Below are 15,681 nucleotides of genomic sequence, written 5' to 3' on the forward strand. Positions count from 1 at the left end.
GGCGGGCCTGCCGGGGATCGTATTTACATACCTAACGCGAACATAGCCAATGAATTCGACACCACAAGGGCCGCTCAGCGGGCTGTGCCGAAGACGGTCTGCCACAGGGCCTGCACCCCCGCCGCGGCTTCGGCGACCTGCTCCCGTTCGACCCGGGAGGCCTGGTTGTTGAGGCGCAGGCCGTGCTGCAGGCGGCGGTATTCCCGGTAGGAGTCGGCCACGGCGCTGGCCTGGTCGGCGGGGATCAGGCCGAGTTCGCCGGCCATGTGGAGCAGGGCGATGTTGCCCAGGTTGCCGCACAGGCTGGGGTGTTCATGGGCGTAGCCCAGGACCAGGTACTGGACCATGAACTCCACGTCCACCAGTCCGCCCTTGTCGTGCTTGAGGTCGAACAGGTCGGTCTTGTTGGGGTGGCCGTCGGCCATGCGCTCACGCATGGCCAGCACTTCCTCGCGCAGCTTGGCCAGGTCGCGTTTCTGGCGCAGCACCTCGATACGGATGGCCTCGAACTTGGCGCCGATGGCCTTGTCCCCGGCGCAGAAGCGGGCCCGGGTGAGGGCCTGGTGTTCCCACACCCAGGCGTTTTCCAGCTGGTACTGGCGGAAGGATTCGAGGGACACCACCATCAGCCCCGAGTCGCCGTTGGGGCGCAGGCGCAGGTCAGTTTCGAAGAGGTGGCCGGCGGGGGTCTGGGCGGACAGCCAGGTGTTGGTGCGCTGCCCCAGGCGGGTGTACACCTCGGCGGCTTCCGGCGCGTCGTCGTCGTGCACGAAGACCATGTCCAGGTCGGAGGCATAGCCCAGCTCCTTGCCGCCCAGCTTGCCGTAGGCCAGCACGGCAAACTTCGGGTCGTCCCGGTGGCGGGTCTTGATCTTGCGCCAGCACATGGTCACGGTGAGATCCACCATGATGTCGGCCAGGGCCGACAGGAAGTCGGCGTGGCGTTCGACGGTGAGCTTGCCGGCGATGTCCTTGGTGAGCAGGCGGAAGACCTGGGCGTGGTGGAGCTCGCGCATCAGGTCCATCTGGCGCTCCATGTCCGGTTCGATCTCGTCGAGCTGGGCAGCCAGGTGGGTGCGGAAGGCGTTGAGGTCGATTTCCTCTTCCAGCATGCGCGGGTCGAGGGCTTCGTCGAGCAGGATGGGGTGGCGGTTGAGGAACTGGGCGGCCCAGGCCGAGGCGCCAACCAGCTCGGCCACCTTGTGCAGGGTTTGCGGATACTGCTGCAGCAGGGCCAGGTAGGAGCCGCGCCGGCTGATGGCGTCGAGCATGTCGAGGAGGCGCTCGAAGGTGGCGTTGGGGGCGGTGGTTTCGGCGGCGGCCTCGATCACCCGCGGAATCAGCGGGTCGAAGCGGGTCTTGATGGAGGGCGGCATCTGCAGGTAGCGGTTGCCGTTCTTGAGGGTGGCCAGGCGGCGGGCGGCGGCGGCCGGGTCGGGGTAGCCGAGGCGCTGGAATTCCTCGCCGCAGCGCTCCTCATCGCCGGCACAGGCCCACAGGGTGTCCAGGTCGTGGCCCTTTTCGTTCGGGTCGCCGAAGACGCTGTTGAAATGGCGGGCAACGGCGGAGCGGTGGTCGTCCAGCTCGGTGAGCAGGGCCTCGTAGGAGCCAAAGCCCATGGATCGGGCGATGATGGCCTGGTCGGCGGGTTCGGTCGGCAGGTTGTGGGTCTGGGCGTCGTCCAGGTATTGCAGGCGATGTTCCACCCGGCGCAGGAAGTCGTAGGCGGCGGCCAGCTCGCGCTCGGCCTCGCCGGTGATGATGCCCCGCTCGGCCAGGCGGCCCAGCACCTTGAGGGTGGGCTTGATCTGCAGGGCGGTGTCGCGGCCGCCGCGGATCAGCTGGAAGACCTGGGCCAGGAACTCGATCTCGCGGATGCCGCCGGGGCCGAGCTTGACGTTGTTCACCATGTCCTTGCGCGCGACTTCGCGGCGGATCTGGGCGTGCAGGTCGCGCATGGCGTTGATGGCGCCGAAGTCGAGGTATTTGCGGAAGATGAAAGGCCGGGAGATGGCGTTGAGCTCGGCGCTGCGGATGCCGGTCATCACCCGGGCCTTGATCCAGGCGTAGCGCTCCCACTCGCGGCCCTGGGTGATGAAGTAGTTCTCGAGCATGTCGAAGCTCGCCACCAGGGGGCCGGACTCACCGTTGGGGCGCAGGCGCATGTCCACCCGGAAGACCTGCCCGTCACCGGTGAGGTCGTTGATGGCCTGGATCAGGCCGCGCCCGAGCTTGGTGAAGAACTCGAAGTTGTCGATGATCTTGGGGCCGGCGGTGCTGCCGTCCTCCGGGTACACAAAGATCAGGTCAATGTCCGATGATACGTTGAGCTCGCGCCCGCCGAGCTTGCCCATGCCGATGATGATGAACTCCTGCTCGCGTCCGTCCGCCGACACCGGTTGCCCGTGGCGCGCCACCAGTTGCTCGCGCAGCAGGTCGTGGGCGGTTTCCACGGCGATGTCGGCCAGCAGGGTCATGGTCTCGGTGACTTCGGTCAGGTCGGCCAGGCGGGCGATGTCGCGCACCATCACATGGCAGATCACCCAGGCCCGCAGCTTGCGCAACACCGTCTTGAGGGTGTTTTCGTCCACCTTCTCCTCGCGCAGGTAGTCGCGCAGGGCGGTGGCATCGAGGGGGGCCGTGATGCTGGCCGCAAGCCGCTCGGCCAGCCACGGGCGGCTGTCGAGCTGGCGACGCAGGAAGCGGGAGCAGGCGAGGGCGTCGAGGATGGGCTGGGGCAGGGCGATGGGCTGTTCGGACATGGCGTGGGCCGATTGGTAGAATACGGGATCGTTTATGTTCAACCCGTCTTATGTCTGCCGGACTGATTTTCGTCAAGCCTCATGCCGGATGCGTCTGCCTCCGCGGGTCTGTCCGGTCTTTCCGTGATGTCGCTGCTGTCCTGCAGGCGTCCGGAGCCCTGATGACCCCCCATCCCGCGCGTGGCTGAGGGCCGCCTGTCCTTCCTGCATCTGCCGCGCCTGTGCCTGCAACGCCTGGCCTGGGCGGGCCTTGCCGTCTATTTTGTCTTCGGTCTGGCCTTCCTGGGCCTGCGCCACGGCGTGCTGCCCCAAGTGCCCGACTATCGGGCCGAGGTGGCCCAGATGCTGACCCGGTCTCTCGGCTTGCCGGTGGATATCGCCAGCCTGTCGGCCGACTGGCAGGGCCTGCACCCACGCCTGCAGATGGGCGGCGTGACGATCCGCGATGCCGGCGGCCAGGCGGCCCTGAGCCTGGATCGGGTGGATGCCGAGGTGGGCTGGAGCTCCCTGTGGTCGATGCGCCTGCGCCTGCACCGGCTGGAGATCGACTCGCCGCAGCTGGCCATCCGGCGCAGTGCAGAGGGTCAGATCTTCGTGGCCGGCTTGCCGGTGGTTGCCGGCGGTGACCAGGGCGATTTCAGCGGCTGGCTCCTCGACCAGCGTCAGGTGGTGATCCGCAACGCCAGGCTGGAGTGGTCGGATGCCCTGCGCGGTGCCGAAACCCTGGTGCTCGACAAGCTGGAGTTCCGCCTCGACAACCGGGGTGATCACCATCGCTTCGGCCTGCGCGCCCAGCCCCCGGCGCGCCTGGCCGCAGCCCTTGATCTGCGTGGCGACCTGCGCGGCCGTGACCCCGCCCGTCCTGCCGAGTGGAGTGGCGAGCTGTATGCCAGTCTCGACTACGCTGATCTGGGCGCCTGGCGGGCGTGGGTGGACTATCCCCTTGACGTGAGCGGTGCCGGCGGTGTGCGGGCCTGGCTCGAGTTTGCCGATGGCCGCATGCTCGGCGCCACCGCCGACTTCGCCCTCCGCGATGCCCGTGTGCGCCTGGCGCCGGACCTGGAGGATATCGCCATGACCGAGGCCGCCGGGCGCCTGCGGGTGCGGCGCGAGAGGGGCGGGCTGGAGGCCAGCGGCCGCAAGCTGCGCCTGCACACCCGTGACGGCCTGGTGGTGGCGCCCACCGATTTCTTTCTGCGGGTCGAGGAGGCCACGGCCACCGCTCCGGCGCGGGGCGAGTTCGTTGCCAACCAGCTTGATCTGGGCGTGCTGTCCCGCCTGGCGGGCCGTCTGCCTTTCGACGGAGGCCTGCGCAAGCGTTTGGCTACCCTGGCCCCGGCCGGCCGGGTTGCGCCGATGGATCTCAAGTGGAGCCTGAAGGAGGGGACGCTGGCCACCTATGCGGTGGATGCCCGCTTCGAGGGGCTCGGCATCGAGCCCCTGGGCGCCTGGCCCGGTTTTGCCGGCATGGCCGGACGTATCGACGGCAACGAGCGGGGTGGGCGTTTCACCCTGAGCGGGCGGGACGCCGCCCTCGAGTTGCCCCAGGTCTTTCCCGAGGCCCGTCTGCAGCTCTCCGAGCTGTCGGCAGAGGGCAGCTGGAGCCACCCTGAAGGCGCCCTCGAAGTCACGCTGGCCAGCTCCAGTTTCGCCAACGATGATGCCCGCGGTACCGCCTCGGGGCGCTATCGGGCGACGCCTGACACCCCCGGACAGATTGACCTCCAGGCCCACCTTTCCGAGGCGGATGCCACCGCCGTGTGGCGCTACATTCCCCACGTGGTCGGCAAGACGGCCCGCGACTGGCTGCAGCAGGCCCTGGTGGGCGGCAAGGCGGTGGATACCCGGCTGGTGCTGAAGGGCGATCTGTCGCGCTTCCCCTTCCGCGATCCGCGGGACGGTACTTTCCGGGTGGCGGCGAGGATCCGCGACGGGCAGCTGGATTACGCCCCGGGCTGGCCGAAAATCGAGGACGTGGCCGGCGAGCTGATCTTCGAGGGCGCCGGCATGACGGTGAAGGCCCGGCACGGGCGCATCTTTGGCGTCGACCTGCAGGACGTCAGCGCCGTGCTGCCCGACTTCGAGACCGATTCGGTCCTCACCGTCCGGGGAGGCGCCCAGGGGGCGACCCAGGACTTCCTGCGTTTCATCGCCGATAGCCCGGTGGCCGGCATGATCAACCACTTCACCGACCCCTTCCGGGCCGACGGGCGGGGCAAGCTCGACCTGCAGCTGGTGCTGCCCCTGCACAAGCTGGAGCACTCCCGGGTGAAAGGTGAGTACCAGTTCACCCGCAACCAGCTGCAACTGGACCCGGCCATGCCGGTGCTCACCGAGGCCGCCGGGCGGGTAGAGTTCACCGAGAGCCAGCTCAATGTGCGCAGCAGCGCGGCGCGCATCTTTGGCGACCCGGTGAGCGTCTCCGGGGGCAGCCGGCCCGATGGCAGCATCCTGCTCAACGCCCAGGGCAGCCTCGGCATGCCTGCCCTGCGCAAGGAGCTGGGGCTGCCCCTGCTGGATCACCTGTCGGGTACGGCGACCTGGAAGGGCAGCATCACCGTCATGCCCCGGGGCGGTGTCGAATTCGTGCTCGACAGCGGCCTGCAGGGCGTCTCGTCGAGCCTGCCCGAGCCCCTCAACAAATCAGCCGCCGGCACGTTGCCCTTCCGCTTCGAGATGAGCGTGCCGCCCGCCGGCGGGGTGCCCGGTGACACCCTCAAGCTGGCGGCAGGCTCGGTGTTCCAGGCCCAGTTCCAGCGTCGCCGCGAAGGCCGGCAGATGCTCATCGTGCGGGGCGGCATGGCGCTGAACGAGCCCGTTCGACTGGCCGAAAAGGGCGTGCTGATCGCCGCCCGGGCCGATCGCCTGGATGCTGACGCCTGGCGCAAGGCCCTGGCCGGAAAGGCTGTACCGGGGCCGGCCGACAGCCCCGACGACGCTGACGGCAGCCGCTTCCCCCTCTCGGGCCTGGCCCTGCGCGCGGGCGAGCTGCATATCCTGGGGCAACGTCTCGCCGACGTGAACCTGCGTGCCGTCATGGAGGAGGGCGGCTGGCAGGCCCGGCTGAGCAGCAAGGAGGCCAGTGGCGACATCCTGTGGCGCGACCAGGGGCGGGGGCGCCTGCAGGCCAGGTTCAAGCAGCTCTCCCTCGGGGCCGCCCAGGGCGCACCGAAGGATCCCGAGCCGCCTTCGGCCGATGACGAGCGTCTGTCCGAACTGCCTGGCCTGGATGTGAGCGCCGAGAGCTTCATCCTGCGCGGCCACGCCCTCGGGCGCCTCGATCTGAAGGCCGCCAACCGGGGCGACAACTGGCGCCTGGAGCAGCTCAGCATTGTCAGCCCGGATGGCAGCCTCAGTGGTGACGGGGCCTGGCGCCCGGGCGCGCGGGAGGAGACCCGCCTCAACTTCAAGCTGGACGTGGGCAGCGTCGAGAAGATGCTGAGCCGCCTTGGCTACCCGGAAGCGGTGCGCCGCGGTCAGGGCTCTCTCGAGGGGCAGTTGGTGTGGAGCGGGCCGCCCACCTCCCTGCACCTGCCCAGCCTGGGGGGAAAAATGAATGTCCGCGTCGAGAGCGGCCAGTTCACCCAGCTCGAGCCCGGCGTCGGGCGCCTGCTCGGGGTGCTCAACCTGCAGGCCCTGCCCCGGCGCATCACCCTGGATTTTCGCGACGTGTTTTCTCAAGGATTCGCCTTCGACCGCATTTCCGGTAGCATCCGGCTCGATAGCGGCGTGCTGCGCACGGACGATCTCGAGATCTTCGGCCCGGCGGCGCGGGTCTTCATGCGGGGCGAAGCCGACGCCGTGCGCGAAACCCAGAACCTGCGGGTCAAGGTGCAGCCGACCTTGTCCGAATCCATTGCGGTGGGCTCTGCCATCGCAACGACCGGGGCCATCAACCCGGCCCTGGGCCTGGCGGCCTACCTGGTCCAGAAAGCCCTGCGTGACCCCGTGGAAAAGCTGTTCAGTTTCGAATATGCAGTGACCGGCGGCTGGTCCGATCCCAAGGTGGAGAAACTTTCGGACCTTCCCGCGGCCTCACCTCAACCTGCCGCGCCTTCAAGGACTTTTCCATGAACACACCGGTGTGCCGAATCGCCGCCATCCAGATGGTTTCCGGCCCGGACGTCGACCGCAACCTGGCCGAAGCCGACCGTCTGCTTGGTGAAGCTGCCGCCGCCGGCGCCCGCCTCGCGGTGCTGCCCGAGTACTTCCCCCTCATCACCAGCGACGAGACCGCCAAGGTGCGCATCCGCGAACAGGAGGGCGAGGGCCCGCTGCAGGAGTTCCTGCGGGATGCGGCCCGGCGTCACGCGCTGTGGGTGATCGGTGGCTCCTGCCCCATGGAGGCGGGCAGCCCCGACAAGGTCAAGAACTCGACCCTGGTCTTCGACGACACAGGCCGGCGGGTGGCCCGCTACGACAAGGTGCACCTCTTCGGCTTCCGCAAGGGTGAGGAGTGCTACGACGAATCTGCCACCATCGAGGCCGGCAACGAGGTGGTGGCCTTCGACGGGCCCTGCGGCCAGATCGGCCTGTCGATCTGCTATGACCTGCGCTTCCCGGAGCTTTTCCGGGCCATGGGTGAGGTGGACCTGATCGTCCTGCCGGCCGCCTTCACCTGGACCACCGGCCAGGCCCACTGGGAGATCCTGCTGCGCGCCCGGGCCATCGAGAACCAGTGCTACGTGCTGGCCAGCGCCCAGGGCGGTCGCCACCCGAGCGGCCGGCGTACCTGGGGCGACAGCATGATCATCGACCCCTGGGGCGAGGTGCTGGCGCGCCTGCCCGAAGGCCCCGGCGTGGTCGTGGCCGACCTGGACCCGGCCCGCATCGCCGAGGTCCGCGCGAGCCTGCCGGCGCTGCGCCACCGCAAGATCAGTTAAACCAACCGAATTCATCCCCGAGAGATCATGAGCAAGAATCCCCCCCCCAATCCCCTGAAGCTTGCCAGCAAGCTCCTCCTGAAGCCCTACGACCTGGACTTCGAGGATCTGGACAAGGTCTTCGGCAAGCTCTTCCGCCACAAGCTCGACTACGCCGACCTGTACTTCCAGTACCACCGCTCCGAAGCCTGGAGCCTGGAGGAAGGCATCGTCAAGTCGGGCAGCTTCAACATCGAGCAGGGTGTCGGTGTGCGCGCCATCACGGGCGAGAAGACCGCCTTCGCCTACTCCGATGACATCAGCCTGAAGGCCCTCAAGGATGCCGCCGACGCGACCCGGGCGATTGCTGACAGCGGGCGCCGCAAGACCCACAAGATCGAGGCGGCGAAGAAGTCTCCGGCCGCCCTCTACATCCCCGACAACCCCCAGGGCTCCCTCGACGACGTGAGCAAGGTCAAGCTGCTGGAGCGCCTCGAAGCCATGGCCCGGGCTGAAGACCCGCGGGTCAGGGAAGTCATGGCCAGCCTGGTGGGCTCCTGGGAGGTGGTCATGGTGGCCCGCAGTGATGGCCACCTGGCGGCCGATGTGCGCCCCCTGGTACGGGTCTCGGTGACGGTGATCATGGAAGAGAACGGCCGCCGAGAGCAGGGCTCCGGCGGTGGCGGCGGGCGTTATGACTATAGCTACTTCAGCGACGAGGTGCTTACCGGCTTCGCCCGTGCCGCCGTGCATCAGGCCCGGGTCAACCTGGGCGCAGGCCCGGCCCCGGCCGGCCTGATGACGGTGGTGCTCGGCAACGGCTGGCCCGGCATCCTGCTCCACGAAGCCATCGGTCACGGCCTCGAAGGCGACTTCAACCGCAAGGAGAGCTCCGCCTTCTGCGGCCGCATTGGCGAGCGGGTCGCCGCCAAGGGCGTCACCGTGGTGGACGACGGCACCCTGCCCGACCGCCGCGGCTCCCTGACCATCGACGACGAAGGCAACCCCACCCAGCGCACCGTGCTCATCGAGGACGGCATCCTCACCGGCTACATGCAGGACACCCTCAACGCCCGCCTGATGGGCGTCAAGCCCACTGGCAACGGGCGCCGCGAGTCCTTCGCCCACCTGCCCCTGCCGCGCATGACCAACACCATCATGCTGGCCGGCCAGCATGAGCCCGCCGAGATCATCGCCTCGGTGAAGAACGGCCTCTACGCCGCCAACTTCGGCGGCGGCCAGGTGGACATCACCTCCGGCAAGTTCGTCTTCTCCACCTCCGAGTGCTACCTCATCGAGGACGGCAAGGTGACCCGCCCCGTCAAGGGCGCCACCCTGATCGGCAACGGCCCCGACTGCCTGACCCGGGTGTCGATGATCGGCAACGACCTGGCCCTCGATCCGGGGGTCGGCACCTGCGGCAAGGACGGCCAGAGCGTCCCGGTGGGCGTCGGCCAGCCGACCCTGCGCATCGACGGCCTGACGGTCGGTGGTACGGGTGGCTAGGATGAAGCGCCCCCCGTGCTCAGCGGGGGCGCTGCTCCCCGCAGGGGCTCAGGCCCTCGCCGGAGCGACCGGGCTGGCGGCCTGACATGCAGCGGCGTGCCTTTCTGGCCCTGGCGGGTGGGTGTTGTGTCCTGCCACCGGGGTTTGGGCAGGCCACTTCGGCAGTGGCGCCCGCTGGCATGGCCCCGCCTGCGGCCATCAACAAGGCAGGGCGTCAGCGCATGCTCTCCCAGCGTGCGGCCAAGGCCTGGCTGATGCTGGTGATGGGTGTGCTGCCCGACCGCGCCAAGTACATCCTCGGCCAGTCGGTCACCCTCTTCGACGCCCAGCTTGCCGAGCTGAAGACCCTGCTGCCCAGCGACGAGCTGCGCACCCTGCATCTGCAGCTCGAACACGACTGGGGGCGATTTCGCCCTTTGCTGGCTGATATCCGCAATGATCCCAAACTCATCTGGACGGCCAGTGAAGCCGTGCTGACCATCGCTCACAAGCTGACCCAGGCCTACGAGAAGGCCGCGGGCTCTTCCGTCGGGCGCCTGGTCAATGTGTCGGGTCGGCAGCGCATGTTGTCCCAGCGCATGGCCAAGGCCTATTACTTCCGGCAGATGGACATCAACACCGCGCCGGCGGGCGAGATGCTCGATACCGCCATGAGGGAATTCGACAAGGCCCACGGGGATCTCAAGGTGGCAGCCGCCACCACGCCCCAGATCAAGGCCGAGCTGGCCCTGGTGGAGCAGCAGTGGTTCTTCTTCCAGAACGCGCTGGGCATGCGCGATGCCGGCGGCCAGCGCAAGGCCGCCACCGATGTGGGCACCACCAGCGAGCGCATCCTTGAGCAGATGGACATTGTGGTCGGCCATTACGAAAAGCTGGCCATGGGCCCCCAACGTTGATGGAGTGGAAAGCCATGGTGATGCGTTACCCCCTGATTGTGGTCCTGGCGGCAATGACCGCTGCCTGCGCCACGCCCCCTTCTGCCGACCCTCGGGCCGTGCGCCGTCTCGATACTGTTGAAATCGCCCGTGTCGATGCCGCCCGTGCAGCCCGGCCCCTGAGCCTGGACGAGATCGTCCGCCTCTCCCGGCAGGGCACGCCCACCGCCGCGCTACTCGACACCCTGCGCGATACCGGCACCCACCATGCCCTGAGCCCTTCCGATGTGCTGCGCCTGAGGGCTCAGGGCGTGGTGCCGGAAGTCCTCGATGCCCTCGCCGAGGCCCAGGCCCGTCGGGACCGGGACCAGGCCACCGCCGACAAGGTGCGCCAGCAGACCGAGCAGGCCGCCGCCGTCGACCGGGCCCGGGCCGAGGCCTATCGCCGCGGGGCGTGGGACGCCTACCCGGTGTATCCCTACGGCTCCCTCTACTACGGCCGCCCCTTCGGCCATTCCTTCGGCCATCCCTACGCCCGCCCCGGCCACCCCTGGGGGCGCGGGGGCTTCAACTGGGGTATCCGCATCGGCCGCTGAGGCGGGTGATCGGGAGGCACTACCCTAAAACAGGTTCATTTGCGGCCCCGTGACCGGGGGCCGAAAGGCTTCGGTGTTGAGGGGGCGCCGGTTGCGGTTCAGCGCCAGCCGGGTGCAGATGCGTTGCATGCGCTGGTGGTAAAGCGCGGCATAGACGCCTTCCCCGCGCATGCGGTGGCCGAAGCGGCTGTCGTTCAGCTGGCCGCCGCGCAACTGGCGTAGCAGGCTCAGCACGTGGCCAGCCCGATCCGGAAAGTGGCTGTGCAGCCAGTCCTCGAACAGTGTCTTCAGCTCATGGGGCAGGCGCAGCAGCACGTAGCCGGCGGTGTCGGCGCCGGCCCCGTGGGCCGCCTCCAGTGCGCGTTCCAGTTCATGATCATTCAGCGCCGGAATCAGCGGGGCGAAGAGCACGCCCACCGGCACGCCGGCCCGCATTCGCGTCTTTACGCCTTTTTTATGGAAGCGGTGCAACAATTTCCCGGCTTCCCTTTCCTGGGGAGGCCTCGTCGGGAGTCGCCATGCTGTCGTCCATCCTGCTGACTGAAGACCGCAAGCGCTCGGCGGGCTGGCGCTATGGGCTGGCGGTGCTGGCCTGCGGGGTGGTGGTGGCGGGCTTGCTGCCCCTCCGCACCCATCTCGATCTGCCCAACACGGTGATGTCCTTCCTGCTGACCGTGGTGGTGGTGGCCCTGATGGCCGGGCGCGGGCCGGCAGTCCTGGCGTCGGTGCTGGGTGTGGCCTTGTTCGATTTTCTGTTCGTGCCGCCGCGCTTCTCCTTCGAGGTCAGCCACGCCCCTCACCTGCTCACTTTTGCCGTGATGCTCGTGGTCTCGCTGATCGTCGGCCAGCTCACCGCCGGGCTGCGCGCCCAGGCCAGCGAGGCGGCGCGCCGCGAGCGCGTGGCGCGGGGCCTGTACGGGCTTGCACGCGAGCTGGCGGGAGCGGTGGGGGTGGAGCAGGTGGATGAATCGGTGGCGCGCTTTCTGCAAGAGCAGTGGAACGCCCCGTGTCGCCTGCTGTTGCCCACTGCCGACGAGCACCTGCAGGCGGTTCACGAGCGTGGCGGCGTTGTTCCCGCGTTGGATGTTGCGCTGCTGCTGAAGGCCCGTGACGCGCAGCGTCCCCTGCAGGTGCCGGCGGGCGACGGAACAGGGCGCCAGTTCCATGTTCTGCCGCTGCTCGGGGCGACCCGCAACCGTGGCGTGCTGGCCGTGGCGCTGGCAGAGCGTGCCGACGATATCGGCCCGCTGCTGGAGGCGCTGGCGGCCCTGGTGAGTACGGCCGTGGAGCGCCTGCATTTTGTGGAGGTGGCCCAGGCCGCCCAGCTGGAGGCCGTGTCGGAACGGCTGCGCAGCTCCATCCTGTCGGCTTTTTCCCATGATGTGCGCACACCACTGACCGCCCTCTACGGTTTGGCCGATTCCCTGGTGGTGGGGCCGCCGCCCCTGCCGGACCAAGCCCGGGACATCGCCGAGGCCATCCGCGACCAGGCCCTGCGGGTCAACGGGATGGTCGGCAACCTGCTCGACATGGCCCGCCTGCAGACGGGGCCGGTCAGCCTGCGCAAGGAGTGGCAGCCAGTGGAGGAGGTGGTGGGGGCCAGCCTCAAGCTCCTCGGCAGCGCCCTGGAAGGCCATCCGGTCAGGGTGGCGGGGCTGGCCGATCTGCCGCTGCTCGAATTTGATGCAGTGTTGATCGAGCGGGTGCTGTGCAATCTCTTCGAAAACGCCGCCAAGTACTCACCGCCGGGCGCGGCCATCTCTCTCGACGCGGTGGTCGGGCCGTTGACGGTGGAGCTGCGGGTGACGAGTGGCGGCGGCGGCTTTCCACCCGACAAGCTGCAGAAGGTGTTCGATCTGTTCGAGCGTGGTCACGCGGAGACGGCGGTGGTGGGGATGGGCATCGGGCTGGCCATCTGCCGTTCCATCGTCGAAGCGCATGGGGGGGCCATCCGCGCCTTCAATCTGCCGGAGGGCGGAGGCTGTGTGGCCTTCTGCCTGCCCCGGGGTACTCCGCCACTCATCGAGTCCGAGGCCCTGCCCCTGGAGGACGAGCTGGAATGAAGGACGCGATGATCCTGCTCATCGAGGACGAGCGACAGATCCGGCGCTTCGTGCGCAGCGCCCTGGAAAATGAGGGGCTGCTGGTGAGCGAGGCGGAAACCCGGCGTGAGGGGCTGCTGGCGGCCGGCCGCTGTCAGCCGGAGCTGGTCATCCTCGACCTGGGCCTGCCCGATGGTGATGGCGCGAAGTTCGTGGACGACTTCCGTGCCTGGTCGGCGGCACCGGTGCTGGTGCTGTCCGCCCGTTCCACCGAGTACGACAAGATCGGTGTGCTTGATGCCGGCGCCGACGACTACCTGACCAAGCCCTTTTCCATCGGCGAGCTGCTGGCCCGGGTGCGGGCCCTGTTGCGGCGTGGGCGCGCCCGGCCCGGCGCCGAGGCGGCCCGGGTGAGCTTCGGGGACGTGGAGGTTGATTTTTCCCTGCGTCAGGTGCTGCGCCGGGGCGAGCCGGTCCGCCTCACGCCCCTTGAATACCGCCTGCTCGCGGTGCTCGTCGCCAACGCCGGCAAGGTCATGACCCACCGGCAGTTGCTGCACGAAGTGTGGGGCCAGGCGACGGGCGACAACAGCCACTACCTGCGTATCTACGTGGGCCATCTGCGCCACAAGCTCGAAGATGACCCGGCGCAGCCGCGCCACTTTCTCACCGAAACCGGGGTCGGCTACCGGTTTCAGCTCTGATCGACGGACCCCCTGCGGAGTCATACATGCACACCTCGAACCCGGACTCCCGAAGCAGCACCGCGGCGCTCGCCCTGGCGGCCCTCGGTGTTGTTTATGGCGACATCGGCACCAGCCCCCTTTACGCCTTCAAGGAAGCCTTTGCTGGCGCCCACGGCATCGACCCCAGCGAAGCCAACGTGCTGGCCACCCTGTCGGCCTTCTTCTGGGCGGTGCTGGTGATCATCTCCCTCAAGTACGTTTGGGTGGTGCTGCGCTTCGACAACGAAGGGGAGGGCGGGGTGCTGGCCCTGACAGCGCGAGCCCACCGGGACGCCCCGACGCCCCTGTGGGCCAGGCTGGCGGTGGGGGCGGGCATCTTTGCCGCGGCCCTGTTCTATGGCGACGCCATCATCACCCCGGCCATCTCCGTGCTCTCGGCGGTGGAGGGCCTGAGCGTGGCCATGCCCCACCTGGAGCACTACGTAGTGCCCATCACGGTGGGTATCCTGGTGGCGCTGTTCATGATCCAGAAACAGGGCACCGGGCAGGTCGGGCGTTTCTTCGGGCCGGTCACGGTGCTGTGGTTCGTCACGCTGGCGGCGCTCGGTGTGGCCAGCATCGTGCAGACGCCGGAAGTGCTGCGGGCAGTGGATCCGCGTTACGCCATTGCCTTTGCCACTGCCAAGCCCCACGTGGCCTTCATCCTCCTCGCCGCGGTGTTCCTGGCCCTCACCGGTGGCGAAGCCCTGTACGCCGACATGGGGCACTTTGGCCCCCGGCCGGTGCGGCTGGCCTGGTACGGCCTGGTGTGGCCGTCGCTGATGCTCAACTACTTCGGCCAGGGCGCCTTGATACTGCGGGCACCGGTGTCCATCGAGAACCCCTTCTACCTCCTTGCGCCCGACTGGTTCCTGCTGCCCCTGGTGGGGCTCGCCACCCTGGCCACGGTGATCGCCTCCCAGGCCACCATCACCGGCGCCTACTCCATGACCCTGCAGGCCACCCGGCTGGGCTACCTGCCGCGCCTGCGCATCCTGCACACCTCGGACACCGAGCGCGGGCAGATCTATGTGCCCATCGTGAACTGGCTGATGCTGGTGGCGGTGATCATCCTGGTGCTGGAGTTCCGCTCCTCCGGGGCCCTGGCGGCGGCCTATGGCATCGCCGTGTCGGGCACCATGATCATCACCACCCTGCTGACGGTGTTCATCCTGCTGGTGTCGGATGTGCGCGGGCGCATCGGGCTGCTGGCGGCGATGGCCCTGTTCGGCAGCCTCGAACTGCTGTTCTTCAGCTCCAACCTGACCAAGCTCGGCGAGGGCGGCTGGATGCCCATGGCCCTGGGTGCCGGCATCTTCCTGATGCTCACCACCTGGAAGGAGGGCAGCCGCCTGCTGGCCGAGCAGCGGGGCTGCATCGACGTGCCCATGGCGGGCTTCATCAAGGGCCCCCTGCCCGACGTGCCACATGTGTTCGGCACCGCCGTGTATCTCACCTCCGAGCCCTCGCTGGTGCCCAGCGCACTGTTCCACAACCTCAAGCATTACAAGGTCATGCACGAGCGCACCGTGTTCCTGCACGTGGTCAATGAGGAGGTGCCGCGCATCGACGACCGGGAGCGGGTCAGCGTTACCCGGATTGCCGAGGGCATCTACAACGTGGACGCGCGCTTCGGCTTCCGCGAGGAGCCCGACGTGCCGGCGGCCCTGGCCCTGGCCGGCCCGCTGGGGCTTGAGCTGGAGCCGATGACCACCACCTACTTCGTGGCCCGCTCCAGCGTGGTGGATGGCCCCGGCAAGATGCCGGCGTGGCGCTGCGGGCTCTTCGGCTGGATGATGCGCCAGTCCGAAGGCGCCGCCACCTACTTCAAGCTGCCCGCCAACCAGGTGGTGGAGCTGGGCACCCAGGTCATGCTCTAGTGTGACGGCGGGTGTCCCGCGGCGTCTGCCATGGCCTCGGGCAGGGGCCATGGGCTAGAATCGTCGACTCACTTAAAAGCAAGCCGACAGGATTGACCATGCACGCCTCTTCGAAAGTCCATATCGACGATGTCCGGATCAAGGACATCAAGGAACTGGCCCCGCCCATCCACATGCTGCGGGAATTCCCCGCCACCCCCAAGGCGGCGGAGACGGCTTTCGAGGCGCGCACGGCCATCCATCGTATCCTGTTCGGTGCCGACGACCGCCTGCTGGTGGTGATCGGCCCCTGCTCCATCCATGACACCGACGCGGCCATGGAATACGCCCGCCGCCTCAAGGCCGAGGCCGACCGCCTCAAGAACGACCTGCTGGTGGTGATGCGTGTGTACTTCGAGAAGCCCCGCACCACCGTGGGCTGGAAGGGCCTGAT

At 68.3% G+C, this 15,681-nt stretch carries 10 protein-coding genes and 1 pseudogene; 9 read left to right on the forward strand and 2 right to left on the reverse strand.

The genetic code is table 11. The features are described from left to right. Positions 1–74: 74 nt before the first annotated feature. Entirely contained in the window at positions 75–2,762 is a 2,688-nt protein-coding gene (gene glnE, locus ACIQ09_RS18525) for a bifunctional [glutamate--ammonia ligase]-adenylyl-L-tyrosine phosphorylase/[glutamate--ammonia-ligase] adenylyltransferase (RefSeq protein ID WP_398313273.1), read from the reverse strand. 180 nt (positions 2,763–2,942) lie between these two features. Here glnE and ACIQ09_RS18530 point away from each other — a divergent pair, with 180 nt between their 5' ends. From ACIQ09_RS18530 to ACIQ09_RS18550, 5 genes are all read left to right on the forward strand, one after another. Continuing rightward, the gene (locus ACIQ09_RS18530; RefSeq protein ID WP_398313275.1) at positions 2,943–6,836 is read left to right on the forward strand and encodes a YhdP family protein; all 3,894 of its coding nucleotides are present in this window, start codon (positions 2,943–2,945) and stop codon (positions 6,834–6,836) included. Continuing rightward, positions 6,833–7,645, forward strand: coding sequence for a carbon-nitrogen hydrolase family protein (locus tag ACIQ09_RS18535; protein ID WP_398313277.1), 813 nt, complete (start codon positions 6,833–6,835; stop codon positions 7,643–7,645). The genes ACIQ09_RS18530 and ACIQ09_RS18535 overlap by 4 nt, the downstream gene beginning before the upstream one ends. 27 nt (positions 7,646–7,672) lie before the next feature. Beyond that, positions 7,673–9,130: a metalloprotease TldD gene (gene tldD, locus ACIQ09_RS18540; RefSeq protein WP_398313279.1), complete on the forward strand. Its 1,458-nt coding sequence runs from the start codon at positions 7,673–7,675 to the stop codon at positions 9,128–9,130. A 179-nt stretch (positions 9,131–9,309) separates the two neighbouring features. Next, positions 9,310–10,026 (forward strand): type IV pili methyl-accepting chemotaxis transducer N-terminal domain-containing protein, encoded by a 717-nt coding sequence (locus tag ACIQ09_RS18545; protein ID WP_398313282.1) that lies wholly within the window; start codon positions 9,310–9,312, stop codon positions 10,024–10,026. Between the two features lie 14 nt (positions 10,027–10,040). After that, positions 10,041–10,601, forward strand: a complete 561-nt coding sequence (locus ACIQ09_RS18550) for a hypothetical protein (protein WP_398313284.1) — start codon at positions 10,041–10,043, stop codon at positions 10,599–10,601. Positions 10,602–10,625: 24 nt separating this feature from the next. Here the strand turns inward: ACIQ09_RS18550 and ACIQ09_RS18555 are convergent, their stop codons facing one another. After that, positions 10,626–11,036, reverse strand: coding sequence for a hypothetical protein (locus tag ACIQ09_RS18555; RefSeq protein ID WP_398313286.1), 411 nt, complete (start codon positions 11,034–11,036; stop codon positions 10,626–10,628). Between the two features lie 83 nt (positions 11,037–11,119). Here ACIQ09_RS18555 and ACIQ09_RS18560 point away from each other — a divergent pair, with 83 nt between their 5' ends. The 4 genes and pseudogenes from ACIQ09_RS18560 to ACIQ09_RS18575 form a co-directional block, all read left to right on the forward strand. Next, positions 11,120–12,664, forward strand: coding sequence for a DUF4118 domain-containing protein (locus tag ACIQ09_RS18560; RefSeq protein WP_398313288.1), 1,545 nt, complete (start codon positions 11,120–11,122; stop codon positions 12,662–12,664). Beyond that, on the forward strand, positions 12,661–13,347 hold the full coding sequence (locus ACIQ09_RS18565; protein ID WP_398313290.1) for a response regulator: 687 nt from the start codon (positions 12,661–12,663) through the stop codon (positions 13,345–13,347). The genes ACIQ09_RS18560 and ACIQ09_RS18565 overlap by 4 nt, the downstream gene beginning before the upstream one ends. Positions 13,348–13,373: 26 nt before the next feature. After that, positions 13,374–15,248 carry a potassium transporter Kup gene (locus ACIQ09_RS18570; RefSeq protein WP_398313292.1) on the forward strand — a complete coding sequence of 625 codons (1,875 nt, stop codon included), beginning with the start codon at positions 13,374–13,376 and terminating at the stop codon, positions 15,246–15,248. A 98-nt stretch (positions 15,249–15,346) separates the two neighbouring features. Beyond that, a pseudogene (locus ACIQ09_RS18575) lies at positions 15,347–15,681 on the forward strand (3-deoxy-7-phosphoheptulonate synthase); the annotation flags it as partial.

The organism is Zoogloea sp., assembly GCF_044344315.1.
In the GTDB taxonomy this organism is placed as follows: domain Bacteria; phylum Pseudomonadota; class Gammaproteobacteria; order Burkholderiales; family Rhodocyclaceae; genus Zoogloea.